Source organism: Croceibacterium aestuarii (genome assembly GCF_030657335.1).
GTDB classification, from domain to species: domain Bacteria; phylum Pseudomonadota; class Alphaproteobacteria; order Sphingomonadales; family Sphingomonadaceae; genus Croceibacterium_B; species Croceibacterium_B aestuarii.
In genome coordinates this window covers 2,514,039-2,537,290 of record NZ_CP131039.1, presented here as the reverse complement: position 1 = coordinate 2,537,290, position 23,252 = coordinate 2,514,039, and the positions used below count along the sequence as shown (strand labels likewise).

The following is a 23,252-nucleotide window of genomic DNA, read 5'->3' as shown; positions in this document are numbered from 1 at the left end:
TCAAGGAGTCCCCCCACCATGCCGACCAAGACCGTCACCGATGCAAGCTTCAAGACCGATGTGCTCGATTCCCAGACGCCGGTCCTCGTCGATTTTTGGGCCGAATGGTGCGGGCCGTGCAAGATGATCGCCCCGGCGCTCGAGGAAATCAGCGACGAACTCGGCGAGAAGGTAACCATTGCCAAGATGGACATCATGGAGAACCCCGACATCCCCGGCCAGATCGGCGTGCAATCTATTCCGCTGATGGTGCTGTTCAAGGACGGCAAGGCCGTGGCCAAGAAGCTCGGTGCAGCGCCCAAGAGCCAGCTCAAGGGCTGGCTCGAGAGCGAACTGGGCTGATCAGCCCGGCAGAGCGGCCATCCGCTCTGCCATCGCGTCCCACAATTCAGGTGAAGCGGCCCCGATAAGTCCGGGCCGCTCCCACTCGTCGACCCGGTAGGGCGAGCCGTCGGGGCGCGCGACCTTGCCGCCCGCCTCCTCGACGAACAGCGCGCCGGCGGCATGGTCCCAGGCCAGGGTGCGTTCGTACAGCGCAACGTCGTTGGTGCCGAGCACGAGGCGCGGGTACTGCTCGGCGCAGCACCACGGGATATCGACCTGCCGATAATTCGGCAGGAGGTGGGCCTTCATCGCCTCGCGTTTGGCGTGGTCCACGAAGAGCAGCGAGATCGCCGCTACCGGTATCTCTTCTCCGGTCGCGCGGGCCGAGACCTTCTCACCGTTCACGAACGCGCCCTTGCCCTTGTGCGCGACACATAGGCGTCCCGACAGACAATCGTAGATCCACCCGGTATGCGCCACGCCGCCCGAGGCCATGGCCAGGAGGATGCCGAATGGCGGCTTGCCGTGAGCGAAGTTGCGCGTCCCGTCGATCGGATCGACGATCCAACAGTCGCTCGATAGGTGGCGCATGAGCGAGGGATCGGCGTGCGTTCCCTCTTCGCCGACGACGGGCAGGCCGGGGATGATTTTCGCCAGCCCCTCGATCAGCATTTCTTCCGACAGCTTGTCGGCCACGGTGACCGGATCGTTGCCGCCCTTGTCTTCAACCTGATGCGCGGCGAGCTGCTGGTAGTAGGGCAGGATCGCGCGTTCGGTGACGTGCTTGAGCAGATCCTCGATCGAGCGGTGGAAGACCATGATATCGCTCACGAGCGCCCCTTCTACGAACGATAGTCGGCGTTGATAGAGATATATCCGTGCGTGAGGTCGCAGGTCCACACGGTGGCGCGGCCCTCGCCGAGGCCGAGATCGACCTGGACGGTTATCTCGCGGCCCTTAAGATGCGCGGCAACAGGCGCCTCGTCGTAATCGGCCAGCGGCAGGCCGTCGCGCGCGCACCATGTGCCGCCGAAGCCGATCGACAGGGTGTCGCGGTCGGCCGGTTCGCCGGCCTTGCCCACGGCCATCACCACGCGGCCCCAGTTGGCGTCCTCCCCGGCGATGGCGGTCTTGACCAGCGGCGAGTTGGCGATGGCGAGCCCGATACGCCGGGCGCTCTCATCGCTCTCGGCGCCGGTCACGGCAATTTCGATGAACTTCTGCGCCCCTTCGCCGTCACGCACCACAAGGTGGGCGAGCTGGCGGCAGACGTCGCCCAGCGCGGCGACGAAGGCGTCGGCCCCGGGATCGTCGAACGAGGCGAGGGGCGCATTGCCCGCCTTGCCGGTCGCGAAGGCCAGCACGGTGTCGCTGGTCGAGGTGTCGCTGTCGACGGTGATGCAGTTGAAGGTGCCCTCGTTGGCGCCCGAGAGGCATTGCTGCAGGAATGCTGGATCGACCGCCGCGTCGGTGAAAATGTAGCCCAGCATGGTCGCCATGTCGGGGGCGATCATGCCGCTGCCCTTGACGATCCCCCCGATGGTTACCGTCGTCCCGCCGACAACCGCGGTGGCGAGCGCGCCCTTGTTGAAAGTGTCTGTCGTGCCGATGGTCGCGGCCGCGTCTTCCCACGAGCACTCCGGAGCTTCGAGCGCTGCGGCGACTCCCGCTTGCGCTTTGTCCTTGGGCAGCGGGACGCCAATCACCCCTGTCGAGGAAACGAACACCTCGCTCGGCTCGCAGCCGAGGTGGCGCGCGACCTGCGCCATGATCGTCTCGACGGCGTCGCGCCCGCGGTAACCGGTGAAGGCGTTGGAGTTGCCGGCGTTGACCACCAGCGCCCGGGCCTTGCCGAGCCGCACCTGCTCGCGGCCGAGCTCGACCTCGCTCGAACAACATACGTTACGCGTGAAAACCCCTGCGACCGCGGTGCCTTCCGCAAGTTCGACATAGGTCAGGTCGCAGCGGCCCCAGTCCTTGTACCCGGCACGCGCGATGTGCGGCGTGACGCCGGCAATCTTCGGGATGGCCGGGAAGGGCTTGGCGAGGGGGGAGCGTTCGAGGTCCATGACCCCTGCGGGCTAACGAATGGCCCGCAGGGGTCAAGAAGGATCACGCTGCCGCCGGCGCCGCCTCACCACCCTTGTCGCGCGGAATGAGCACGAAGGCGGCGAGGTAGAGCAGGCCGGTGACGATCAGCAGGTTGTCGTAGCCGGTGAACAGCGCGGCATATTCGAAGCATCCGCCGACGATCGTGCCGAGCAGGTTGATGGCGAATGCCGCCTGGCTGTCGCCGGAGCTGCGGAAGCGCTTGGCGAAGGCCACGTTGGCGAGAAAGATCGGGATGAAGGCGATGAGCGTCGCGGCCACCAGACGGGGCCAGAACGGCAACGGCAGCAGCATTTCCGGCTTGATCGCCCAGGCCAGCGCAAGGCTGAGCGCGATGCCGGTGTAGATCACCGGCAGCGGCGGGGTCTTGATTTTGCGAGTCACCTCGACCGCGGCGAGTACGATCAGCAGGACACCGGCAAAGACCATGGCGTTTACCAGCCATGTGGTGCCGAACAGCAGCGCAAACGTGGCGACGTTCTTCGTTTCAAGCAGCAGAAACGCTGCGCCCATAAAAAACAGATCGGCATAGGGCCGCATCGGCTTGAGCGGTCCGCCGAGCACGCGCACCGTCAGCAGCGAGGTCGTCAGGATGGCGATCAGCGTGATGGCGTAGAGCGGCGGGAAGTTGTTGCCGCGGAAGTAGAGGAACGGCGAATCGTCGGTCGCCGGCGTGATCTCGCCCTGCGAGGTCTGTTTCCAGGTCTTGAGGCACTGCTGGTTGGTCTCGTCGAAACCGATGCTGACCACGGCCTGAGCCCCGGCAAACGTATCGACGCACGGCTTGTGGCCGAAGGCCCTGGCGGCAGTCCCGGCGAGCCGGTCGATCAGCCAGGGTTCGCGATAATAGTTGTACATGGCGAAAGCGCCGTCGGGCTTGAGGTGGCGGCGCACCGAGGCCATCGCCTCTTCGGTGAAGAGGAAGGATTCGAGGCGGATCTGCGATGCTCCGGAAACCAGCGTCAGCGAATCCGGCAGCGCGAACAGCACGAGGTCGTACTTGCGGTCGGTCGATTCGAGGAACGCGCGGCCGTCGTTCACGTGACGGTGCACCCGCGGGTTCTGGTAGGGCTTGTCGATGTTCCTGGCAGCGCCGATCGAGAGGATCTTCGGGTCGATATCGACCGCGTCGATCCGCTTGGCCCCTTCGGACAGCGCGATGGCGACGTCGGAACCCGAACCGGCCCCGATGATCAGTACGTCTTCGAGGCTGTTGTCGGGCAGGCGCAGATATGGCGTTTCGTAAATCCGCTCGCCCTGTTCGACCTTCCACTTGGCCGGGGCCATCATCTGGTGCGGCACGCCGTTGGCGCGGATCAACAGGAAGCCCGGCCCACCGGCGGTGACCGGTTCGGTTCGGACCTTGTAGTATGGCGACCAGCTGACTCCGGGCTGCATCGTCTCGATGATCAGCGCGAGGAGAAGCGCGGAAGCCCAGGCGCCACTTACAAGGCGTCGGCGCGGATTGCTTAGCAGCAAATAGACCGCCATCGCGATCACTCCCCACACAACCGAGGGAGCCCACATGAAGCTGAGCGCGGTAAAGGTGAGGATACCCCCGAGCGAGCCAAGCAGATCGTAACGGTAGGCGGAAAGCGGGTTGAGGCGCGCAAAGCAGCGTCCGACCAGCTCGGCCGGGCCGGCCAGGATCGTCGCCACCAGCGCGAACACTACGGGCAGCGCGAGCCAAGCCGGAGGGCCGCTCATTTCGAGCGAGGTGAAGTAAATCACGTCGGAGCCACTGCGCTCGATCGAAACCGGGAAGCGCAGCACGCCAATGACCAGCGCAGAAAGGAGCGGCAGCGAAACCGGCCAGATCGACCACTCCTTGCGACTTATCAGGAAGCCGGCGCCGATTCCGAGGAACGAGCCGAGCAGGACGAAATTCGAAAAGTACGACAAGTGCACAACGTTGGCGCCGAGCCAGCGGATCAGCGCCAGCTCAAGGAACAACATCAGGAAGCTCGACATGAGCAGGCGGGCGACCGCGCTGTTGTTCGCATCCTCGCGATCGGCTTCCGATACGGCGAGAGCCGTCCTGATTCGGGCCATGAGGTCCTTGTTTGCCGCGTGGTCGTTCATCGTTCCTGCAATGCCGTTCAATGGTCTGCTCCCACCCCCTGAGGCCGCTGCGGCCCAGGTATTAAAATGCGGCGGTAAGGGAGTATGGTTATTAACGGGTTAAGAGATGGCGGCTACAGATGGACAAACGCCCGCCAAACGCTATCTAGGCCGCGCATGTTACGCAGACTGTTCACGCTGTTCGCGCTCCTCTCCGGGCTTGCCGCCATTGGCGCGCCCGTTCAGGCGCGCGTGCACGATGTGCCGGGCATCGGCATGGTCGCTGCCGCCGAGCTGACCACGCGCTGCGGTAAGCAAGCGATTGCCAGGCTCGACGATCGCAAGCAGCCGGCGGCCGGGTGCCGCCAGGAGCAGAAGAAGGGGCCGAAGCCGGCGCCGTCGATCGTCTACTTCCCGCCGGTCATGTTGCAGGTCGACCGCGCGCACGAATAGCGCGCTCGATATCCGTCCAGACCGACCGCTGCTGCACGACGCGCGGCCCCCGATATTACAGATTTGTAGGAACACGCCCATGATCGGCGCTATTGCCAAAGCCATTTTCGGCTCTTCCAACGACCGCTACGTCAAGTCGCTCGACAAGACGATCCAGACCATCGCCGCGCTCGAGGAGCAGATCGAGGCGCTCTCCGACGAGGAACTCCGCGCCCAGACGCAAAAGTTCCGTGAGCAGCTCGCCGGCGGCAAGGATCTCGACGACATCCTGCCCGAAGCCTTCGCCACCGTGCGGGAAGCCTCCAAGCGGGTGCTCGGCATGCGCCATTTCGATGTGCAGATGGTCGGCGGCATCGTGCTCCACCGCGGCGAGATCGCCGAGATGCGCACCGGCGAGGGCAAGACCCTTGTCGCAACGCTCGCCACCTACCTCAATGCGATCGAGGGCAAGGGCGTCCACGTCGTCACCGTCAACGATTACCTGGCCAAGCGCGACTCCGAGTGGATGGGCCAGATTTACCGCTTCCTCGGTCTCACCGTCGGTGTCATCGTACCCAACCTGTCCGAGCACGAGCGGCGCGAAGCCTATGGGGCCGACATTACCTACGGCACCAACAACGAATTCGGCTTCGACTACCTGCGCGACAATATGAAGCACGAGCGCAGCCAGCAGGTACAGCGCCCTTTCAATTACGCCATTGTCGACGAAGTCGACTCGATCCTGATCGACGAGGCCCGCACCCCGCTGATCATTTCCGGGCCCACGGAGGACAAGCAGGAGCTCTACCTCAAGCTCGACGCCATCGTGAAAGACTTCGAGCCGAAGTATTACGAGGTCGACGAGAAGGCCCGCAGCGTCAGTCTGACCGAGGAAGGCAACGAGGAAATCGAATCCCGCATTGCGGCGGCCGGGCTGCTGGTTTCGGACAACCTCTATGATGTCGAGAACACGCAGGTCGTGCACCACCTCGACCAGGCCCTGCGAGCCAACATCATCCAGAAGCGCGACATCGACTACATCGTCAAGGACGGAAAGATCGTCATTATCGACGAGTTCACGGGCCGCATGATGGACGGGCGCCGCTGGTCGAACGGGCTGCACCAGGCCGTCGAGGCGAAGGAGGGCGTCAGGATCGAGCCCGAGAACCAGACGATGGCCTCGATCACCTTCCAGAACTATTTTCGTATGTATCCCAAGCTGTCGGGCATGACCGGCACGGCGGCGACCGAAGCGGCGGAATTCTGGGACATCTACAAGCTCAACGTCGTCGAGATCCCGACCAACGTGCCGGTGCAGCGGATCGACGAGGAAGACGAGTTCTACAAGAACACCAGCGACAAGTTCCAGGCCATTGCCAAGGCCATCAAGGAAAAGCAGGACATCGGCCAGCCGGTCCTCGTGGGTACGGTATCGATCGAGAAGTCCGAGCTGCTTTCGACCTTCCTCGACAAGGAAGGCGTCAAGCACGAAGTGCTCAATGCCCGCTTCCACGAACAGGAAGCGCACATCGTGGCCCAGGCCGGACGCCTCGGCGCGGTAACCGTCTCGACCAACATGGCGGGCCGCGGCACCGACATCCAGCTCGGGGGCAACGTCGAATACCGGATCGAGGACGAGCTCAAGGATCTCGCCGAGGACGATCCCAAGCGCCAGCTCGAGATCGACCGGATCAAGGCTGAGGTGGCTGAGGAGCGCAGGAAGGTGCTCGAAGCCGGCGGCCTTTTCGTGCTCGGCACCGAGCGGCACGAGAGCCGGCGCATCGACAACCAGTTGCGCGGCCGCTCGGGCCGCCAGGGCGATCCGGGTCTGTCGCGCTTCTACCTCTGCCTGGAGGACGACCTGCTGCGCATCTTCGGGCCGGACACGCTGTTCGCCAAGATGATGAATTCGAACCTCGCCGACGGCGAGGCGATCGGCTCGAAGTGGCTCTCAAAGGCGATCGAGACCGCGCAGAAGAAGGTCGAGGCGCGCAACTACGAGGTTCGCAAGCAGGTCGTCGAATACGACAACGTGATGAACGACCAGCGCAAGGTGGTCTACGAACAGCGCGCCGAGATCATGGACGCCGAGAAGGTCGATGACGTCGTCGTCGACATGCGCCACGACGCCATCAACGCCATCGTCGGTGCTGCCTGCCCTCCGGGCTCGTACCCCGAGCAATGGGACGTCGAGGGCCTCAAGACGCGCGTTGCCGACATCACCGGGCTCGACCTGCCGTTCGATGCGTGGATGCAGGAAGACGCACTCGAACCCGAATTGATCGAGGAGCGCATCGTCGCCGCGGCAGACAAGCTGATGGAAGAGAAAATCGGCGAAGACGATCACAACATCTGGCGCCAGGTCGAAAAGCAGGTCTTGCTCGACCGGCTCGATCACCACTGGAAGGAACATCTCGCCACGCTCGATGCCCTGCGCCAGGTGGTATTCCTGCGCGCCTATGCGCAGAAAACGCCTATCAACGAATACAAGCAGGAAGCATTCGGCCTGTTCGAGTTGATGCTCGAAACGATCCGCGAGGACGTTACGAAGATCCTGCTGACCAGCCAGCTGCGCATGGCATCGCCGCCTCCGCCGCCATCGCTGCCCGACCTGCCGGACTTTCTGACAGGGCATATCGATCCGCTGACCGGGCTAGACGATTCCAACGATGGCGACGGTTCGGCCGAGCGCGCTGCACTGTTCGGGGCGCTTGCCGGCTCTTCCATGGCTGCGGCCGGGCCCGGCGGTTCGTCGGGCAATCCTTACGCCGGACAGGACATCAGCCGCAACGCTCCGTGCCCGTGTGGATCGGGCAACAAGTACAAGCATTGCCACGGCGCCCTGGTCTGAGCTTCGATGTCAGTTCCAGCTGAGCGGCCGTGCGACGTCCTCGAGGGCGCGCCGTTCGGCGGCCGTGCCATATAACGCCGTGACGATTGCGGCGACGAGCATGAGCGCGGCGCCGAACAGGTATCCGAGCAGCACCTGCCCGCGCGACCCGCTCTCGATCAGCAGGCCGAAGACCCACGGCGCCACCGCACCGAGCAGAGTGCCGAGCGCGTAGAAAATGGCGATGGCGAGGGCGCGCATTTCCAGCGGGAAGTTCTCCGCGGCGCTGAGGTAAGCCGCGCTCGCCGCCGCGCTGGCGAAGAAGAAGGTAACCGACCAGCACAGCGTCTGCGTGGTCGCGGTCAACAATTCGGCCTGGAAGGCGAAGCCCGTCGCCGCGAGCAGCAGGCCCGACATCGCATAGGTCCCGATGATCATCGGCCGCCGCCCCCAGCTGTCGAACAGGTGGCCGAGCACCAGCGGGCCGAGCACGTTTCCGGCGGCGAAGGGAAGGATGTAATAGCCGACGCTGGCGGTGGCGACGCCGTAGAAATCGGTCAGCATCATCGCGTAGGTGAAGAAGATCGCGTTGTAGAAGAAGGCCTGCGCCGACATCAGCGTCAGGCACCAGAAGGTGCGCTTGGGATAGGTCTTGAACAGCGCACGGAAAACTTCGCCCATCGGCGTCGAGCGGCGCGGGCGGACGTGCGCCTCGGCCGGCGGCACGTCGGCGATGGGGTGACCCTCGGCAACCACGCGAGTTTCGATCTCCTCGATGATCCGCTCGGCTTCGTCGGGCCGGCCATGGGTTGCAAGCCAGCGCGGACTTTCGGGCAAGTGGCGGCGCAGGTTGAGGATCACGATACCGATCGCTGCGCCGCCGAAAAAGGCGATCCGCCAGCCATATTCGGGATCGATCACGCGCGGGTCGAGCAGGATGATCGAGGCCGCGCTGGCCAATGCTGCGCCGACCCAGAAGCTGCCGTTGATGACGAGATCGGTCCAGCCGCGCCGGCGCGCCGGCACCAGCTCCTGGATCGCCGAATTGATCGCGCTGTACTCGCCGCCGATCCCCGCTCCGGTCAGGAAGCGCATCAGGGCAAAGCTCGGCAGGTCCCAGGTGAAGGCCGTGCCGGCGGTCGCGACGAGATAGAGACCGAGCGTGATCGAGAACAGGCGCTTGCGGCCCCAGCGGTCGGTCAGCCATCCGAAGAACAGCGCACCGCCGACCGCGCCGACGAGGTAGGCCGAGTTGGCGAGCCCGACATCGGAAGCGCTGAACTGCAGCACCGGGCTTTCGCGCAGCGCCCCGGCGACCGATCCGGCAAGAGTGACCTCCAAGCCGTCGAGGATCCACGTGATACCGAGCGCGGTGACCACGAGCCAGTGGAAGCGGCTCCAAGGAAGGCGGTCGAGCCGGGCGGGGATGGCCGCGGCGCGGCGGGATGACTTGATCGCGTTTGGCATTGGAACCGGATGCAGCCTAGCCAGACTGGCACGGGCATCAACCCCGGGGCTTGCCGCAATCATAACACTCGTTAGTATCCGGCCGCGAAGAGGGGGCGCAGTATGGAAATTGCACGGCTCGATCTGCCAAAGTGCAAGATTGGCGAAGGCCCGGTGTGGGACGTGGCCGAGCAGGCGCTGTACTACATCGATATCATCGGCAAGGCGGTGTTCCGCTGGGACCCGGCCACGGGTGACCTGACAAGCTGGGACCTTCCCGACATCGTCGGCTCGATGGCGCTGCGCGAGGGCGGCGGGGCAATCGTCGCTCTCGGCACCGGGGTGCACACGCTCGACTTCGCTTCCGGTGCGGTGGAACCGCTGGCGCTCCTCGATCCGCCCGATCCCGAGGTCCAACTGGCCGATGGCAAGGTCGACCGCCGAGGGCGCTTCGTGTTCGGCACGAGCGACCGGGCGATGAAGGAACCTCGCGGCGGTCTGTACTCGCTCGACAAGGGTACGCTGACCCGGATCGACGACAACATCTTTCTTGGCAACGGACCGTGCTGGTCGCCCGACGACAGCGTGCTTTACCATGCGGATTCGCTGCGCCACACGATCTACGCCTACGACTACGACATCGAAACCGGTGCCGCGGCCAACCGCCGCGCCTTCTTCAACAGCGAGAAGTGGGGCCCGATCCCCGACGGGGCGACGGTCGATGCCGACGGCAACATCTGGTGCGCGATTTGCGAGGGCGGGGTGGTGCTGTGCATTTCTCCCACCGGACAGGTGCTGCGGGAAATTCCATTTCCCACGAAGATCCCTGCCAGTGTGATGTTTTTCGGCCCGGATCTCGACCGCTTGTTTGTGCCGACCATCGACCCCTCATTCATTCCCGGCCGCGAGGTCGCACCCGATGACGGCGCCTGCTTCGTCATCGACGGGCTCGGCGTGAAGGGTCTGCCGGAGCCGCGCTACAATGGCTGAGGCGGCGGGGCCTGTCGGCATCGACTACAAGCGCATGCTGCCGCTGATGTTCGCGGTGTTCGTCAACATCGCCGGGTTCAGCCTGATCCTACCGCTGCTGCCGTTCTACGGAACGCTGTTCGGCGCCGGCCCGTTCGAGGTAGCCCTGCTGTTCGCCGCCTACAGCCTGGGCAACGTCTTCGGCGAGATTTACTGGGGACGGCAATCGGACAAGCACGGACGGCGCGCCGTGCTAATTCTCACCACCGCCGGCGCCGCGCTGACTTATGTCGCGTTTGCGTTCGCGCCTGGGTTGTGGATCGCCATCGCCATCCGCGTCGTCAACGGTTTCTTCGGGGGCACGCTCAGCGTGGCGCAGGGTTTCCTCGCCGATGCGTCCCCGCCGGAGAAGCGGGCCAAGGCGATGGGGCTGTTCGGCTCGAGCTTCTCGCTCGGCTTCGCCTTTGGTCCGGTCATCGGTGGACTACTTGCCGGGGCCGGGGACAGCCTCACCGATTTTCGCGCCCCGATCCTCGCCGCCGCCGGCCTTTGTGCGATCACTTCGATCTGGTCCTTTGCCGTGCTGCGCAACGCCAAGGAGCCGTTGGGCAGGGCGGCACCGCTGCCCCGCTACAGCGAAGGGCTGCATTACGTCACCACGCATCCGATGCTGCTCCGACTGTTCGTCATTAGCTTCTTCGGCATCGCCGCCTTCGCAAGCATGGAGGCGGTTTACGGGTTGTGGAGCGAGGCGAACTTCGGCTGGACCGCGCGCGACCTGGGCTTCGCGTTCATCGCCATCGGCATGGGCGGGCTGATCATCCAGCTGTTCTTCCTCCAACCCCTTGTCACCCGTTTCGGCGAAAGGCGCGTCATCGCGCTGGGTCTCGGGACGCTGGCGGCCTCGATGCTGCTCCAGCCGATCCTGCGCGAGCCTTATGCTGCGGTGGCGCTGATGGGACTGCTGATGATGGGCCACAGCCTCGCTTTCCCCACCGCGGGCGCCCTCACAAGCCGTACCGTGCCGGTAGACCGGCAAGGTTCGGTGATGGGATTCCTCATGGCCAGCAACGCCTTCGCGCGGATCGTCGCTCCGCCCACGTTCGGCCTTGTCTACGAATTGGGGCACGACCTGCCGTGGTACGCCGGTGCGGCAATGATCGCGCTGATCGTGCCGCTGGCGCTGCAACTGTCGAGCCTCACGGCGCGACCCGCTATGCCTGCACCATAAAGTTCGGTAGGCTCCTGCGGTGAATCCTCTTGGGAGAGACCGATGCGCCGAACTGCCCTGACCACCGCTGCCGCCGCCATCTTGTGCGCCGCCTGCGCGAACACCGCGTTGGCCGGCGAAACGCCAACTGTCGCCGCCGCGGACGCGATTTCCACCGCGGTCGCCGACCCGCTGAGGCCGGCCGAGGATACCGCGCGCGACGATGCCCGCAAACCGGCCCGGATCATCGCGTTTGCCGGGGTGAAGCCCGGGATGATCGTAATCGAATATGCGCCGGGCGGGGGCTACTACACTCGTCTCCTGGCCCGGACGGTCGGACCGAAAGGCCACGTCTACGCGCTGGTTCCGGCGAGCTTTGCCGACCGGCAGAACTATATGGACCGGATGAATGCGCTCGCCGCGCAATACGGCAACGTCGACATCATCCCGACCGACTTCGGCAACTACCTGCTACCGCAACTGGCCGACCTCGCCTGGACGAGCGAGAACTACCACGACTTCGTCAACGGCGGCACCGCCGAACCGGCCGACAAGCAGACGCTCGCCGCGCTCAAGCCGGGGGGAATCTATTTCATCGAGGATCACGCCGCGCCGGGAACGGGCCTGTCGGCAACAAAGACCTTGCACCGCATCGATCCAGCCGCAGTGAAGTCGCAGGTGTTGGCTGCCGGCTTCGTGTTGGACGGGGAATCCGATGTCTTGCACAACCCGGACGACCCGCACGATGCCAGCCCGCGCGATTTCGACGGGGTGAGCGACAAGTTCGCGCTGAGATTCAAGAAGCCGGGCTGATCTATCGGGGCGGAGGCAAACGGGCAGCGGCGCCGCCCAAGGCTTGGCGCCGTTGCCCGAAATTAGGGGGGATCGCCGCCTAGCTTTGGCTGAAAAATGGCTCCCCGAGTTGGATTCGAACCAACGACCAAGTGATTAACAGTCACCTACTCTACCGCTGAGCTATCGGGGAGCAGCCCGTTAGGCAGGGGTGCGCCTATATGGGCGCGATTCTCGTTTGGCAAGCACGGGTGCGAGGGTGCCAAAAGATTTCGCCACGTTCGTTTGTATCTCCGGTCATCGTTCGTCAGCCTTCCTTCGCTTGCGGCGCGCGCTCGCTTCGTCGCGGCCGCGCCGCGCTTCGGCGAAGGCGCCGGAACAAGCTCGTCGCCGAGACCTTGATGGGGTGGCGTCGCATGCGGCGCTCCACCCCAATGGAGACAGTTATGAAGAAGACGAACGCCCTTTCCATCGCCATCGGCAGCGTCGCTGCAGGATCCCTTGCGATCGCTCAACCGGCTTTTGCAGCCGATTCGGCCCGCTCGCCGAGTTCGAGCGAGCAAAGCGAGCATCTCTCCGGGATGGCTTCGGGCGCCTGGATCGGTATTGCCGCGGTGCTCGCGGTCGGAATCTTCGCAGTAATTAACGCTTCGAACGACGACGACCCCGTTAGCCCCTGATCCTCAGGCGACGAACTGCTCGCTCACTATGCGTTCGTCGAGGCTGTGCCCGGGGTCGAACAGGAGGGTGAGCTCCCGCTCACCTGCGACCTGCAAGTGGACCTCGGCGATGTCGCGTACCTCCTTCTGATCCGCTACCGCGGCCACCGGGCGCTTGTCCGGTTCGAGCACGCGGAACACCACCTTCGACTTGTCGGGCAGGATCGCCCCGCGCCAGCGGCGCGGGCGGAACGGGCTGATCGGGGTCAGGGCGAGGAGGTTTGAGCCCAGCGGCAGGATCGGGCCGTTGGCCGAGAGATTGTAAGCGGTCGAACCGGCGGGGGTCGCCAGCAGGACGCCGTCACAGGCGAGTTCGGGGATGCGGATTTTGCCGCCTACCTCGACCTCGATTTTCGCGGTCTGACGCGTTTCGCGCAGCAGCGAGACTTCGTTGATGGCGCTATGTTCGTGTCTTGCGCCATCCTGGGTGATAGCTGTCATGTGTAACGGCGAGACCGAGATGTGACGCGCCTTGGCCACCTTTTCGGCCAGCTTGCCGTTCTGCCGATAGCGATTCATCAGGAAACCGACTGTGCCCAGGTTGATGCCGTAGGCGGGAATGACCCTCCTGGCGTCGAGCATCTGGTGCAGGATCTGCAACATGAAACCGTCGCCCCCGAGTACGATCACCGCATCGGCCTCGTCCAGCGGCACCCAAGGGCACGATTTTTCGAGCTGGCGTGCTGCCGCCTGTGCCGGTCCGGCCGACGATGCGACCAGCGCCATGCGCGCGAATTCCTTCTTCTCGCCCATTTGCGGCCTGCTCCGTCCTTCCCGTGACGCCTACCTATGGGGGGGCGTCCCGATTTGCAACGCGCGCCGCACGGAGGCAGACGGGGCGGGCGCATTGGGCGAGAACGGGAGGATGACAGCGTTGGCAAAGATCACCGACCGCCGCATGCGTATGGACCGCCGCTCGCCCGGCGGGCGCCACGTCGAGGAACTCGAGAATGCGCTCTCCGAGGGGCGGGTGGAAATCCTCTTTCAGCCGCAGTTCTCGTGTGGCGAAGGAAAACTTGTCGGGGCCGAGGCGCTTTCGCGCTGGCACCACCCACAGCTGGGCCGGATCGGCATCGATTCTTTGTTCGACAGTGCGATGCGCGCCGGGCAGGCTGCGCGGCTGACGCGGCATATTGCCGAACGCGCGTTGGCCATGGCGGCCGACTGGCCAAACGATCTTCGCTTGTCGCTCAATATCACGGCGATGGATCTGGCGGAGGACGACTTCGCTGAAACCATCCTTGCCGCAGTGGCCGGCGCCGGCTTCGACCCCGCGCGCCTCAAGCTGGAAATCACCGAGCAATCGCTCGTCGCGGACGTCGAACTGGGGGCCGAGCGGCTCGCCGTAATGGCCGCGGCGGGCATCCGCATCGCGCTCGACGATTTCGGTGCGGGGTTTTGCAACTTTCGCTACCTCAAGCGACTTCCCCTGCACGACATCAAGCTCGATCGCAGCATGATCGAGGGCATAACGCAGGACGACCGCGACCTTGCCGTGCTGCGCGGCATCGTCGCGCTGGCACGGGCGCTCGACCTGTCGGTCACTGCCGAGGGCATCGAGACCGAAGCCCAGCGCGCGATCGTCGCCCGCGAGGGCTGCGCGGTCTGGCAAGGCTTTTTCGGCGCAAGACCCATGACGGCGGACGACTTCATGGCGTTCGCCGCAGGATCGCAGACTAGGAGTCGGACCGGCTGACCTCGAGGCTTGCTCCGGCGGCGAAAGCGCCCCCGGGCCCGGTACCGACTGTGCTGACGCCCGCACCGGGTCTGCCGATGGTGACGGTCTGGCCGGCAGAATTGTCGACAACGAGCTTCGCCCACAAGGTGTCGCCATCCTTGAAGTAGGACGTGCCCGGTGCAGCGCGAAGCGCCGCCAGACTGGGCTGCTCGGCGCCTCCCGCGGCTGTGGTGAATCCGGGCAATTCGAAGATCACCGACGAACCGTCGTCCATTTCGGTCAAGGAGAGGGAGAGGTTCTTCCGGGCGGTTTCCACCCTCACTTCGGCCCCGCTGCGGATCGTGGTCTGCCCGGTGTACTCCCATCGCCGGCCGTTGCGGCTGAGCATGATGGGGTCGGCGATGGGCCCATTGCCGAAGCCCATGTTGGGACCAAGACCGAAGTGACCAAAATCCCCCCGGCACACCGCCGCGCCCCATTGCGGTTTGATCTGACAGGCGTCTTCGTCATCTGCGATTCCGTTGTCGAGGACGATATAGGAATCGAGGACGCCGCCGACCGAGCCGTCGCGGTCATGGATCGCTGCACCCCTCCAGGCATTCTGCCGGCCGAAATCGGACGCCCACCGCCGCACCACCGGCGGGAAGCCGACCGGCTTGGAATTGACGAACTTGGCGCCCTCGATGGCGTTCTCGGTGCTCATTCCGAAGCTGGTGTACATCAGGTAGGAAACGGCTTCCGCGTCGCGAGTGGCGTTGGGTGCGAAGTTTACGAAGGTCGTGTTCTCGACGTCGTGGCGGAGATCGTAATACTCGTAACCCCGAATTGGATAATCCGGGATGTCGTTGGGCATGCTGCGGCCGTAAGCGATTTCCTGCGGAGTCGAGGGAGTGCCGAGATTGTCGCTCTCCCCCACGAACAGCGAGTCGACGACCTTGGACGTATAGGCCGCGCGCCCGACCGCGGATGCTGCATGCGTGAAGCCGATCGCGTTGTCGGCGACGCGCAGGTTCTTGAACAGGTGCAATTCGCCGCGGCCCCAGACGGCGCCGTGCCGGTTCTTGTAGCCGGTGAAGTTCTCGAACACCGATCCCTTCGGCGGGCTGTTGGGATCGGCCGGATCGGTAAAGGCGAAATGGTAGTTGCTGCCGCCGACGCTGAACGTGCCGTCGGGCTTGGGACCGCGATCGAACATGAATCCGTCGAAGTTGGAATGGGCCGTGTTCCCGCTGAACTCGCGCACGGCGGTTCGGCGCGGCCAGCCCTCCTTGCCCTCGTGCGCTCCGGTCGGATGCTCGGGCAGGGCGAACCAGAATCCCACCTCGTCCGACCCGGCGGCGACGTTGTTGCGGTAGATGTTGTCGGGATTGGTGACCCAGAACGCCGAAACCGTATTGTCGGAAGGAATCAGGACCTGCTTGGAAGCCTGACCCGCCGCGCCCGATCCCCGACCGCCGCCCGATCCGGCCGGGCCGAGGTTGGTCGGCACGCACGGCAAGGTCGGATGACATTTGATCTGGATCGCCAGGTTGTGAATGAATTGATTGCCGGTCTCGACCGCGTCCTCAAGGAAGAAGCAGTGACCCACGGTGTTGAAGGTGACGTTGTTTTCGACGCGGACGTCGTTGGTGCCGTGCACCGTAACGCAGCGGCTGTAGGTGTCGTGAATCGAGGAGTTCTGAACGTACTGGCCGGCGCCTTCGCCGATGATGTGCCAGTGGACCGGATAACGCGCGAGGTGCAAGTGCTGCCCCATGCGCGACAGCTCGACGCCAGAGAGATACATCCTGGCCCCGGCCATCGCCATGATATGGCCGCCAAAATAGGACCTTTCTGCGTCGTCCGACGCCTGGATTTTGATGTTGCGGGTTAGCAGGCCGACTTCGCCGCGCTCGTCCACCCCGTAAGTGATTTCGCCGAAGTGCATGTATTGAAGCGGCCTGTCGAGCGTGAGCGCGTTGCCACGAATAGCGGCGACGGTACGTCTTTCCGCCTGCCGCGGGTTGAAGTCGGTCGAAGCGAGGACGATCTCGTCGCCTTTGCGCCAGCCGGAGGCATCGAGGACCTCGATATCGGTGCTGCCGGCCTGGGCGGTCCGCGCCAGCTTGGTCCAGGTATGCTCGCGGTCGCCATGCAGGTTGAGGGTTCCACGCATGAGCATGATCCCGCGATCGCCCATTGTGTTGACGTCCTCGTCCTGAACGTTGTCGGTCAGAGTGATCGTCGCATTGTGGGTGTAGGGACGAGCTTCGCTGCCGATCTGCAATTCGCCCCCGCGCACATAGATCCACTCGGTCTCGAGACCGATATCGCGGTCGTCGGCAAAGCTGAGTCTCCCGTCGATCGTCAGGCTTCGCAGCGCCGGTGGACTGACGTCGAGAACGACGTCGCGATCCCGCGCGATCGTGACTGCGTCGCCCGCCGACGGTACCTTTCCTTCAGGCCATGCGGCCGGATCGGACCAGCGCACTCGCTGAGCCGATGCCGCAAGTGGGGCGGCGTCCGCTTTTCCGTGCGGCAGGGCATGGTCCTCCTGCGCTCGAGCCTGGGATGAGCCCCCGAACAGGAGCGACGCCGGAAGCAGGACGGAAAGCAGGAGCAGACGAGGCTGCAAGCACATGATGATCATCCCCCTCGAACGAGACTTCGAGTCCCGCATTTCTGTTGGAGAGCAAGTTGCAGCGGTTGGTCCGGTTTGCCAAGCCGCTATTCTGGGTGGGCGCGGCCCCGCCGTATCTTCCGGAGCGCTGCGGTCGGTGCGGGGATCCTCTGTCGAGGCACCGCCGCCTAGAGGAGGATCAGCCACCGTCCGCAATTGGATCGAGCGCCACCCGGCAGGATAATCGGGCAGCGCGGTAATAATACAAAACGTTGGAAATAAGCGACAATTTATGGGAACCTAAGTGGAAGTCCGTAGTAGACATTATATCGCCTGTAAGGGATAATGCCTAGACGTTGCCCCTTAGGCGGGAGCAACGGCAATGACTCTTAAAAAAGGGCAATATTATGTTGGGTCGCATCCATATAATCGATAACGAAACCCGGCGACGAGCGAAGGTCGCACGTGAGATCATGTCGCTCGGAATTCATGCCGAGATCTACGAAAGTTCCGAAGAGTTCTTCGAAACCAATCCGCAGAGCGGCCTGATATTCATTGCCGACGATCGGGTTGACGGTGCGAGCACTGGTCTGCTCGACGATGTTTCAATCATGGTCGGCGCGAATAAGGTGATCGCCTATTCCGAAGAAATCAGCCCGGACAACGTCGTGTCGGCGGTGCAGGCCGGAGCGCTCGACTATCTTCGCTGGCCGTTCGAGCGCGAGCGCCTGCAGGCCGCTCTGCGTAAGTCGAGCGCAGATGCACCGCCGCATCTCAAGCTCGCGCGCCTCAAGGCAACGGCGCTCGAAGCGGTCGAGCGGCTGAGCCCGCGCGAAGCTCAGGTGCTTGCGGGCCTGGGGCAGGGCATGTCGAACAAGGACATCGCGGTTGCACTCGAGATCAGTCCGCGCACGGTCGAGATCCATCGCGGCAACATGATGACGAAGCTCAACGCCAAGGCGATTTCGGATGCTGTCAGGATAGCAATCTATGCCGGTCTCGATCAGGCGGGGTCGATGGGCAAACTGCGATCCGCTGCTTAGGTCGCATGGGATTCGAGTAGCACGACGCTTTGGGTCCAGGCCTGGACGACCGCAGATGCCAGGTGGGCCGAGGCCGCGAATCCCGCGGCCTCCCCGCCCGGAAAATTCACCGTAGCGAGGACCCTTTCGTCGCAGTTGCGCGCGACCGAGAATTTGACGGAGGGCGCAATCAATCGCAGCGCCGCGGATTCGAGCGCGCCGCTCTCCAGCAGGACCTCAAGCTCGGTCTCTCCGCAAACCGGCGTGAGGAAATCTCGCAAGGGGCGCGGGGCAAGCTGCATCAGGTGGAACAGATGCCGGACTTGCTGTTCCAGATCGCACGTCGAGGCTTTCGCGCGCGCCATGAGCAGGCGGACGGCCTGAAACCACGCTTCCACGTCAAGTGGTTCTAGTTCGTCCAAAATTAACCGTCCCCCACGTCAGTCAATCAAAGCACCATTTTGGCACGACGTCGAGCATGATGTATGACGCGTGTCCCGTTTTGGCACGGCAACCGATGGTCTTGGTTAGGTGTCGCTGGGCGCTCGACAATCGGTCCGATTGCAGGGTCACGCCGTCGCCGGGGGCTAAGGCAAATCTGGCGATCTCGAAACGGCTGCGCGGGTCGCAGTTTTCGGGGGCCGGTGGCAGCTATGTCGCGGTGCGACGCGCCTTCAGTTCTGGGCTCTGCGGTTCGGTCCGCAACGGGCCCTTGTCTCGCGCATTTCGCCGTCCCGCCTCACACCCGCCGTCCCACGCGGGCTCGGCGGACGCGTAGGCCGACCATGAGAACGAACGGCCAGAAGAGCGTGTTGAGCACGTCAAGCCCGGTGTCGGGCCAGAGCCAGCTTCCGTTGTGGAGGCGGTCGAGCACCTCGTTCGCGAATTCCGCAGCGCACACCACCGAAAACGGAACCCAGGTGGCCAGAGACCGGCCGGTTACGAGACGCGCCGCGATCAACACCGCCATTCCGGCGTGCACATGCAGCAAGGCGTCCGACGCGCCGGTGCCATCTCCAATCCACTTGATGAATTGCGAATACTGGGCCGGAAGGTTCATGCGCGATCATCACAGACTGTGGTTGATGGCCGGCGGCTGCCTGCGAACCTTCGCAAACGCAAGCGGCAAGTGACGGCATGGCTCGGGTCTGCGATCATCAGGCGACCGCGTTCTCGCGCTTGCGGGCCTTCCGCACGATTCCGCTCAGTCCCTTGGTCAGCTGGATCAGACCGTTGAGGCGGCTTTGCGGGTCGCCCCAAGCGCGGTTGATGACCAGCTTCATGTCGGGGCGCAGGCGGGCGGTGTTGCCGAGACGCTCGATATAGGCCAGCAGGCCGGCCGGATGGGGGAACTCGTCCTTGTGGAAGGTGACCAGCGTGCCGCGCGCGCCGACGTCGATCTTGGCGACGTTGGCGGCGATTGCCTGGTGCTTGACCTCGATCAGCTTGACGAGGTTGCTGGTCGCCGCCGGGAGCGGGCCGAAGCGGTCGATCATCTCGGCGGCGAGGCCGTCCAGCTCGCCCGGCTCGGCATCGTTGAGGCGGCGGTAAAGTGCCATGCGCACGGCAAGATCGGGGACGTAGTCCTCGGGAATCATGATCGGCGCGTCGACGGTGATTTGCGGCGAAGGTCCGGCTTCGCGTTCGAGACCCATGTCGCCCGCCTTGGCGGCAAGGATCGCGTCCTCGAGCATCGACTGGTAGAGTTCGAAGCCGACCTCGCGGATATGGCCGGACTGCTCGTCGCCGAGCAGGTTGCCGGCGCCGCGAATGTCGAGATCGTGGCTGGCGAGTTGGAAGCCGGCGCCGAGGCTGTCGAGGTCGCCGAGTACCTTGAGGCGCTTTTCCGCCACTTCCGACAGCGCATTGTCCTTGGGCGTGGTGAGGTAGGCATAGGCGCGCAGCTTGGCCCGTCCCACGCGCCCGCGCAGCTGGTAGAGCTGGGCGAGGCCGAAGCGGTCGGCGCGGTGGATGATAATGGTGTTGGCGCTCGGCAGATCGAGTCCGGATTCGACGATCGTGGTCGACAGCAGCACCTCGTACTTCTTCTCGTAGAAGGCGCTCATCCGCTGCTCGATCTCGCCCGCGCCCATCTGGCCGTGAGCGGAGATGTAGCGGATCTCGGGGACGTGCTTGTGCAGCCAGTCCTCGACTTCGGCCATGTCGGCGATGCGCGGCACGACGATGAAGCTCTGACCGCCGCGGTGATGCTCGCGCAGCAGTGCCTCGCGCATCACCATGTCGTCCCATTCCATCACGTAGGTGCGCACAGCGAGGCGGTCGACCGGTGGGGTCTGGATGGTGGAGAGCTCGCGCAGGCCCGACATCGCCATCTGCAAGGTGCGCGGGATCGGCGTGGCGGTGAGAGTCAGAACATGGACGTCGGCGCGGAGCTGCTTGAGCGCTTCCTTGTGCGTCACGCCGAAGCGCTGCTCCTCGTCGACGATGACGAGGCCGAGACGTTTGAACCTGGTGCTCTTGGACAAGATCGCATGAGTGCCAACTACGACATCCATCGTGCCGTCTTCCAGTGCCTCGCGCGTCGCTTTCATCTCGGCGGCGGGTACGAGCCGGCTGAGGCGCCCGACCTTGAGCGGGAAGCCGGCGAAGCGCGCGGAGAAGTTCTGGAAGTGCTGACGGGCGAGCAGGGTGGTCGGCGCGACGACCGCAACCTGGTGCCCCGCCATCGCCGCGACGAACGCTGCGCGCAGGGCAACCTCGGTCTTGCCGAAGCCGACGTCGCCGCAGACCAGCCGGTCCATCGGCTTGCCGTCGGCGAGATCCGCCAGCACATCGTCGATGGCGCGGTCCTGGTCGTCGGTTTCCTCCCATGGGAAACGGTCGACGAACTGGTTGTAGCTCGCCTCTTCCGGTTCGATCACCGTGGCCTTGCGCAGCGCACGCGCAGCGGCGGTCTTGAGAAGCTCGGCGGCAATTGCGCGGATGCGCTCCTTGAGCCGCGACTTGCGTCGCTGCCAGCCCTCTCCGCCGAGCCGGTCGAGCGGAACCGCCTCCTCGCTGCTGCCGTAGCGGCTCAGGACCTCGAGGTTCTCGACCGGGATGTAGAGTTTGTCGCCCCCGGCATATTCGAGCATGACGCAGTCGTGCTGGCTCTTGCCGACCGTGATCGGTTCGAGCCCAAGATACTTGCCGATGCCGTGATCCATGTGGACCACGAGATCGCCGCGGCCAAGCGCCTGAAGTTCGGCGAGGAACGCGTCGGCATCCTTGCGCTTCTTGCGGCGGCGAACGAGGCGGTCGCCGAGCAGGTCCTGTTCGGTGAACAGATCGAGCGCTTCGTTCGCAAACCCGGTGTCGAGCGGCAGAACCATCGCCACCGGGCCCTTGGTCGCGAGGCCGAGCGCCTCCTGCCAGCTGTCGGCCAGCTTCACCTTCGCGCCGGCCTCTGCGAGGATCGAGGCGATGCGGCTGCGCGACCCCTTCGAATAGGCCGCGAACAGCGGCTTGCGTCCGGCCTTGGCGACCGCGGCGAGGTGCTGCGCGGCGGCCTCGTAGACGTTCTCCCCACGCGAGCGTTCGGGGGTGAAATCGCGCGCCGAGCGGAAGGCGAAATCGACCGTGGCGGCGCTGTCGGGCTGGGCGAAAATGTCGGCCTTGTGCACCGGCCACGCTGCCAACGCACGGTCGAATTCGGCATGCGAGAGATAGAGCGCGTCCTCGGGCAGAGGACGATAGCCGCCGGCCGACTGCCCGGCGGCGTCGCCGCGCTGGCGGTGGTAATCGGCGATGTCGCCGAAGCGTTCCTCGGCTGCGCCGAGCGCGGCGGCATCTATTACCACCGTATCGCCCGCGGCAAGGTGATCGAACAGCTTGGCCAACTTGTCTTCGAACAGCGGCAGCCAGTGCTCCATTCCCGCCAGTCGGCGTCCGTCGCTGACCGCCTGGTAGAGCGGATCCTGCGTCGCGGCAGCGCCGAAGAGCTCGCGATAGCGGCTACGGAAGCGCTTGATGCTCTCCTCGCCGAGCAGCGCCTCGCTGGCCGGGAGAAGCAGGTGGCTGTCGATGACTTCGGTCGTCCGCTGGGTCTCGGGATCGAACAGCCGCAGGCTTTCCAGCTCGTCGCCGAAGAAGTCGAGCCGCAGGCCCGCCTCCAGCCCCGACGGGTAGATGTCGAAGATCGAGCCGCGCACGGCGAACTCGCCGCTGTCGATGACGGTGTCGGTTCGGCTGTAGCCCTGCCGCTGCAGCAGCGCGGCGAGGCTCTCGTGGCCGATGCTGACGCCGGGCTTCAGCTCGCGGACCGATTCGCGCACCCGGAACGGGGTCAGAACGCGCTGGGTCAGGGCGTTGACCGTTGTCACGAGGAGCTGCTTTTCCCGCTGGCCAGACTGCAGCCGGTGCAGCGCCGACAGGCGCCGCGCGGAGACCGACAGGGCGGGACTGGCGCGGTCGTAAGGCAGGCAGTCCCAAGCGGGGAATTCGAGCACTTCGAGTTCGGGCGCGAACCAGCGCGCGGCGTCGGCTACTGCCTGCATCGCCGCTTCGTCAGGCGCGATGAAGACCGCGCGGCCCCTCGAGGCACGCGCCAAGTCGGCCATGATCAGCGGCTGCGCACCGCGGGCCAGCGACGCCAGCGTCAGCGGGGTGTCGGCGGAAAGGATACGCGAAATGTCGGGCATTTACTCAGCGGTTTGGCGAACGGGACGCACACGAAAACCCGCCGACGCGGTCTGGAAGGGCAGCGCCGGCGAGCCTTTTTGCAGATGCGCCATGGAGGTCTCGGCGCAATTTGCAAAGACTATATGGTAACGAAATCGAGCTTTTGGAGAGCTTCCAGTTGAGCGCCTTCGAATTCGCACGGCGCTTCCGCTGCACCCATCGCCCATGCGAGGATCGCCACGTCGTCCTGTTCCAGGAGCCGCTCGAACCAGGCCAGCTCGGACTCTCCCCACTCGGCATGGTAACGGTTGAAAAAGCCGCCGATGGTAAAGTCCGCCTCACGCGTGCCGCGGTGCCAGGCACGGAACCGGGCGCGGGCGAGGCGGATTTGGAATTCGGTTGCCATGCGGGGCGGATAGCCGTGGCCCACCAGCACTGCAA

Annotated in this window: 19 protein-coding genes and 1 tRNA gene; 9 read left to right on the top strand and 11 right to left on the bottom strand. The window is 64.7% G+C overall.

Annotation, left to right across the window (positions count from 1 at the left end):
• Positions 1–18 precede the first annotated feature (18 nt).
• Positions 19–342 carry a thioredoxin gene (gene trxA / locus Q7I88_RS12515; protein ID WP_305096251.1) on the top strand — a complete coding sequence of 108 codons (324 nt, stop codon included), beginning with the start codon at positions 19–21 and terminating at the stop codon, positions 340–342.
• Here trxA and Q7I88_RS12510 read toward each other — a convergent pair whose 3' ends face one another.
• The 3 genes from Q7I88_RS12510 to Q7I88_RS12500 are packed head-to-tail and all read right to left on the bottom strand — an operon-like array spanning position 343 to position 4,536.
• The gene (locus Q7I88_RS12510) at positions 343–1,143 is read right to left on the bottom strand and encodes an inositol monophosphatase family protein (RefSeq protein ID WP_305098606.1); all 801 of its coding nucleotides are present in this window, start codon (positions 1,141–1,143) and stop codon (positions 343–345) included.
• A gap of 23 nt (positions 1,144–1,166) precedes the next feature.
• Entirely contained in the window at positions 1,167–2,393 is a 1,227-nt protein-coding gene (argJ, locus tag Q7I88_RS12505; protein ID WP_305096250.1) for a bifunctional glutamate N-acetyltransferase/amino-acid acetyltransferase ArgJ, read from the bottom strand.
• A gap of 43 nt (positions 2,394–2,436) precedes the next feature.
• Positions 2,437–4,536, bottom strand: a complete 2,100-nt coding sequence (locus Q7I88_RS12500) for a spermine/spermidine synthase domain-containing protein (protein WP_305096249.1) — start codon at positions 4,534–4,536, stop codon at positions 2,437–2,439.
• A gap of 135 nt (positions 4,537–4,671) precedes the next feature.
• On the opposite strand from Q7I88_RS12500, the gene Q7I88_RS12495 reads away from it, so the two are divergent.
• Together Q7I88_RS12495 and secA are read left to right on the top strand one after the other, a co-directional pair.
• Complete coding sequence (locus tag Q7I88_RS12495) at positions 4,672–4,947, top strand: hypothetical protein (protein WP_305096248.1); 276 nt, start codon at positions 4,672–4,674, stop codon at positions 4,945–4,947.
• Positions 4,948–5,026: 79 nt separating this feature from the next.
• Positions 5,027–7,777: a preprotein translocase subunit SecA gene (gene secA / locus Q7I88_RS12490; protein WP_305096247.1), complete on the top strand. Its 2,751-nt coding sequence runs from the start codon at positions 5,027–5,029 to the stop codon at positions 7,775–7,777.
• A 9-nt stretch (positions 7,778–7,786) separates the two neighbouring features.
• Here the strand turns inward: secA and Q7I88_RS12485 are convergent, their stop codons facing one another.
• Entirely contained in the window at positions 7,787–9,223 is a 1,437-nt protein-coding gene (locus Q7I88_RS12485) for an MFS transporter (RefSeq protein WP_305096246.1), read from the bottom strand.
• A gap of 102 nt (positions 9,224–9,325) precedes the next feature.
• Between Q7I88_RS12485 and Q7I88_RS12480 the strand changes: the two genes are divergently transcribed.
• The 3 genes from Q7I88_RS12480 to Q7I88_RS12470 are packed head-to-tail and all read left to right on the top strand — an operon-like array spanning position 9,326 to position 12,194.
• Positions 9,326–10,192 (top strand): SMP-30/gluconolactonase/LRE family protein, encoded by an 867-nt coding sequence (locus tag Q7I88_RS12480; protein WP_305096245.1) that lies wholly within the window; start codon positions 9,326–9,328, stop codon positions 10,190–10,192.
• Positions 10,185–11,402 carry an MFS transporter gene (locus tag Q7I88_RS12475; protein WP_305096244.1) on the top strand — a complete coding sequence of 406 codons (1,218 nt, stop codon included), beginning with the start codon at positions 10,185–10,187 and terminating at the stop codon, positions 11,400–11,402. Before Q7I88_RS12480 ends, Q7I88_RS12475 begins: the two co-directional genes overlap by 8 nt.
• 42 nt (positions 11,403–11,444) lie before the next feature.
• Complete coding sequence (locus tag Q7I88_RS12470; protein ID WP_305096243.1) at positions 11,445–12,194, top strand: class I SAM-dependent methyltransferase; 750 nt, start codon at positions 11,445–11,447, stop codon at positions 12,192–12,194.
• Positions 12,195–12,291: 97 nt separating this feature from the next.
• On the opposite strand, the gene Q7I88_RS12465 is transcribed toward Q7I88_RS12470, so the two are convergent.
• Positions 12,292–12,366 (bottom strand) — tRNA-Asn (locus tag Q7I88_RS12465).
• Positions 12,367–12,619: 253 nt separating this feature from the next.
• On the opposite strand from Q7I88_RS12465, the gene Q7I88_RS12460 reads away from it, so the two are divergent.
• Complete coding sequence (locus tag Q7I88_RS12460) at positions 12,620–12,853, top strand: hypothetical protein (RefSeq protein WP_305096242.1); 234 nt, start codon at positions 12,620–12,622, stop codon at positions 12,851–12,853.
• A gap of 3 nt (positions 12,854–12,856) precedes the next feature.
• Here the strand turns inward: Q7I88_RS12460 and Q7I88_RS12455 are convergent, their stop codons facing one another.
• Positions 12,857–13,645: an NAD kinase gene (locus tag Q7I88_RS12455; protein ID WP_305096241.1), complete on the bottom strand. Its 789-nt coding sequence runs from the start codon at positions 13,643–13,645 to the stop codon at positions 12,857–12,859.
• A 121-nt stretch (positions 13,646–13,766) separates the two neighbouring features.
• On the opposite strand from Q7I88_RS12455, the gene Q7I88_RS12450 reads away from it, so the two are divergent.
• The gene (locus tag Q7I88_RS12450; protein ID WP_305096240.1) at positions 13,767–14,588 is read left to right on the top strand and encodes an EAL domain-containing protein; all 822 of its coding nucleotides are present in this window, start codon (positions 13,767–13,769) and stop codon (positions 14,586–14,588) included.
• Here Q7I88_RS12450 and Q7I88_RS12445 read toward each other — a convergent pair.
• Positions 14,569–17,040, bottom strand: coding sequence for a G8 domain-containing protein (locus Q7I88_RS12445; RefSeq protein WP_305096239.1), 2,472 nt, complete (start codon positions 17,038–17,040; stop codon positions 14,569–14,571). The two genes, Q7I88_RS12450 and Q7I88_RS12445, sit on opposite strands and share 20 nt — an antisense overlap.
• A 602-nt stretch (positions 17,041–17,642) precedes the next feature.
• On the opposite strand from Q7I88_RS12445, the gene Q7I88_RS12440 reads away from it, so the two are divergent.
• On the top strand, positions 17,643–18,212 hold the full coding sequence (locus Q7I88_RS12440; RefSeq protein WP_305096238.1) for a response regulator transcription factor: 570 nt from the start codon (positions 17,643–17,645) through the stop codon (positions 18,210–18,212).
• Here the strand turns inward: Q7I88_RS12440 and Q7I88_RS12435 are convergent.
• The 4 genes from Q7I88_RS12435 to Q7I88_RS12420 all read right to left on the bottom strand — a co-directional run bounded on the left by Q7I88_RS12435 (position 18,209) and on the right by Q7I88_RS12420 (position 23,217).
• Positions 18,209–18,613 carry a hypothetical protein gene (locus tag Q7I88_RS12435; protein ID WP_305096237.1) on the bottom strand — a complete coding sequence of 135 codons (405 nt, stop codon included), beginning with the start codon at positions 18,611–18,613 and terminating at the stop codon, positions 18,209–18,211. The genes Q7I88_RS12440 and Q7I88_RS12435 overlap by 4 nt on opposite strands.
• Before the next feature lie 317 nt (positions 18,614–18,930).
• The gene (locus Q7I88_RS12430; protein WP_305096236.1) at positions 18,931–19,251 is read right to left on the bottom strand and encodes a hypothetical protein; all 321 of its coding nucleotides are present in this window, start codon (positions 19,249–19,251) and stop codon (positions 18,931–18,933) included.
• Positions 19,252–19,348: 97 nt separating this feature from the next.
• The gene (gene mfd / locus Q7I88_RS12425) at positions 19,349–22,831 is read right to left on the bottom strand and encodes a transcription-repair coupling factor (protein ID WP_305096235.1); all 3,483 of its coding nucleotides are present in this window, start codon (positions 22,829–22,831) and stop codon (positions 19,349–19,351) included.
• Positions 22,832–22,950: 119 nt separating this feature from the next.
• Positions 22,951–23,217 (bottom strand): FAD assembly factor SdhE, encoded by a 267-nt coding sequence (locus Q7I88_RS12420; protein ID WP_305096234.1) that lies wholly within the window; start codon positions 23,215–23,217, stop codon positions 22,951–22,953.
• Between the last annotated feature and the right edge of the window lie 35 nt (positions 23,218–23,252).

Excerpts from the sequence above, each read along its gene's own strand:
- trxA (WP_305096251.1), top strand. The coding sequence starts at position 19 with ATGCCGACCAAGACCGTCACCGATGCAAGCTTCAAGACCGATGTGCTC.
- Q7I88_RS12510 (WP_305098606.1), bottom strand. The coding sequence starts at position 1,143 with ATGGTCTTCCACCGCTCGATCGAGGATCTGCTCAAGCACGTCACCGAA.
- argJ (WP_305096250.1), bottom strand. The coding sequence starts at position 2,393 with ATGGACCTCGAACGCTCCCCCCTCGCCAAGCCCTTCCCGGCCATCCCG.
- Q7I88_RS12495 (WP_305096248.1), top strand. The coding sequence starts at position 4,672 with ATGTTACGCAGACTGTTCACGCTGTTCGCGCTCCTCTCCGGGCTTGCC.
- secA (WP_305096247.1), top strand. The coding sequence starts at position 5,027 with ATGATCGGCGCTATTGCCAAAGCCATTTTCGGCTCTTCCAACGACCGC.
- Q7I88_RS12485 (WP_305096246.1), bottom strand. The coding sequence starts at position 9,223 with ATGCCAAACGCGATCAAGTCATCCCGCCGCGCCGCGGCCATCCCCGCC.
- Q7I88_RS12480 (WP_305096245.1), top strand. The coding sequence starts at position 9,326 with ATGGAAATTGCACGGCTCGATCTGCCAAAGTGCAAGATTGGCGAAGGC.
- Q7I88_RS12475 (WP_305096244.1), top strand. The coding sequence starts at position 10,185 with ATGGCTGAGGCGGCGGGGCCTGTCGGCATCGACTACAAGCGCATGCTG.
- Q7I88_RS12470 (WP_305096243.1), top strand. The coding sequence starts at position 11,445 with ATGCGCCGAACTGCCCTGACCACCGCTGCCGCCGCCATCTTGTGCGCC.
- Q7I88_RS12460 (WP_305096242.1), top strand. The coding sequence starts at position 12,620 with ATGAAGAAGACGAACGCCCTTTCCATCGCCATCGGCAGCGTCGCTGCA.
- Q7I88_RS12455 (WP_305096241.1), bottom strand. The coding sequence starts at position 13,645 with ATGGGCGAGAAGAAGGAATTCGCGCGCATGGCGCTGGTCGCATCGTCG.
- Q7I88_RS12440 (WP_305096238.1), top strand. The coding sequence starts at position 17,643 with ATGTCGCTCGGAATTCATGCCGAGATCTACGAAAGTTCCGAAGAGTTC.
- Q7I88_RS12430 (WP_305096236.1), bottom strand. The coding sequence starts at position 19,251 with ATGAACCTTCCGGCCCAGTATTCGCAATTCATCAAGTGGATTGGAGAT.
- mfd (WP_305096235.1), bottom strand. The coding sequence starts at position 22,831 with ATGCCCGACATTTCGCGTATCCTTTCCGCCGACACCCCGCTGACGCTG.
- Q7I88_RS12420 (WP_305096234.1), bottom strand. The coding sequence starts at position 23,217 with ATGGCAACCGAATTCCAAATCCGCCTCGCCCGCGCCCGGTTCCGTGCC.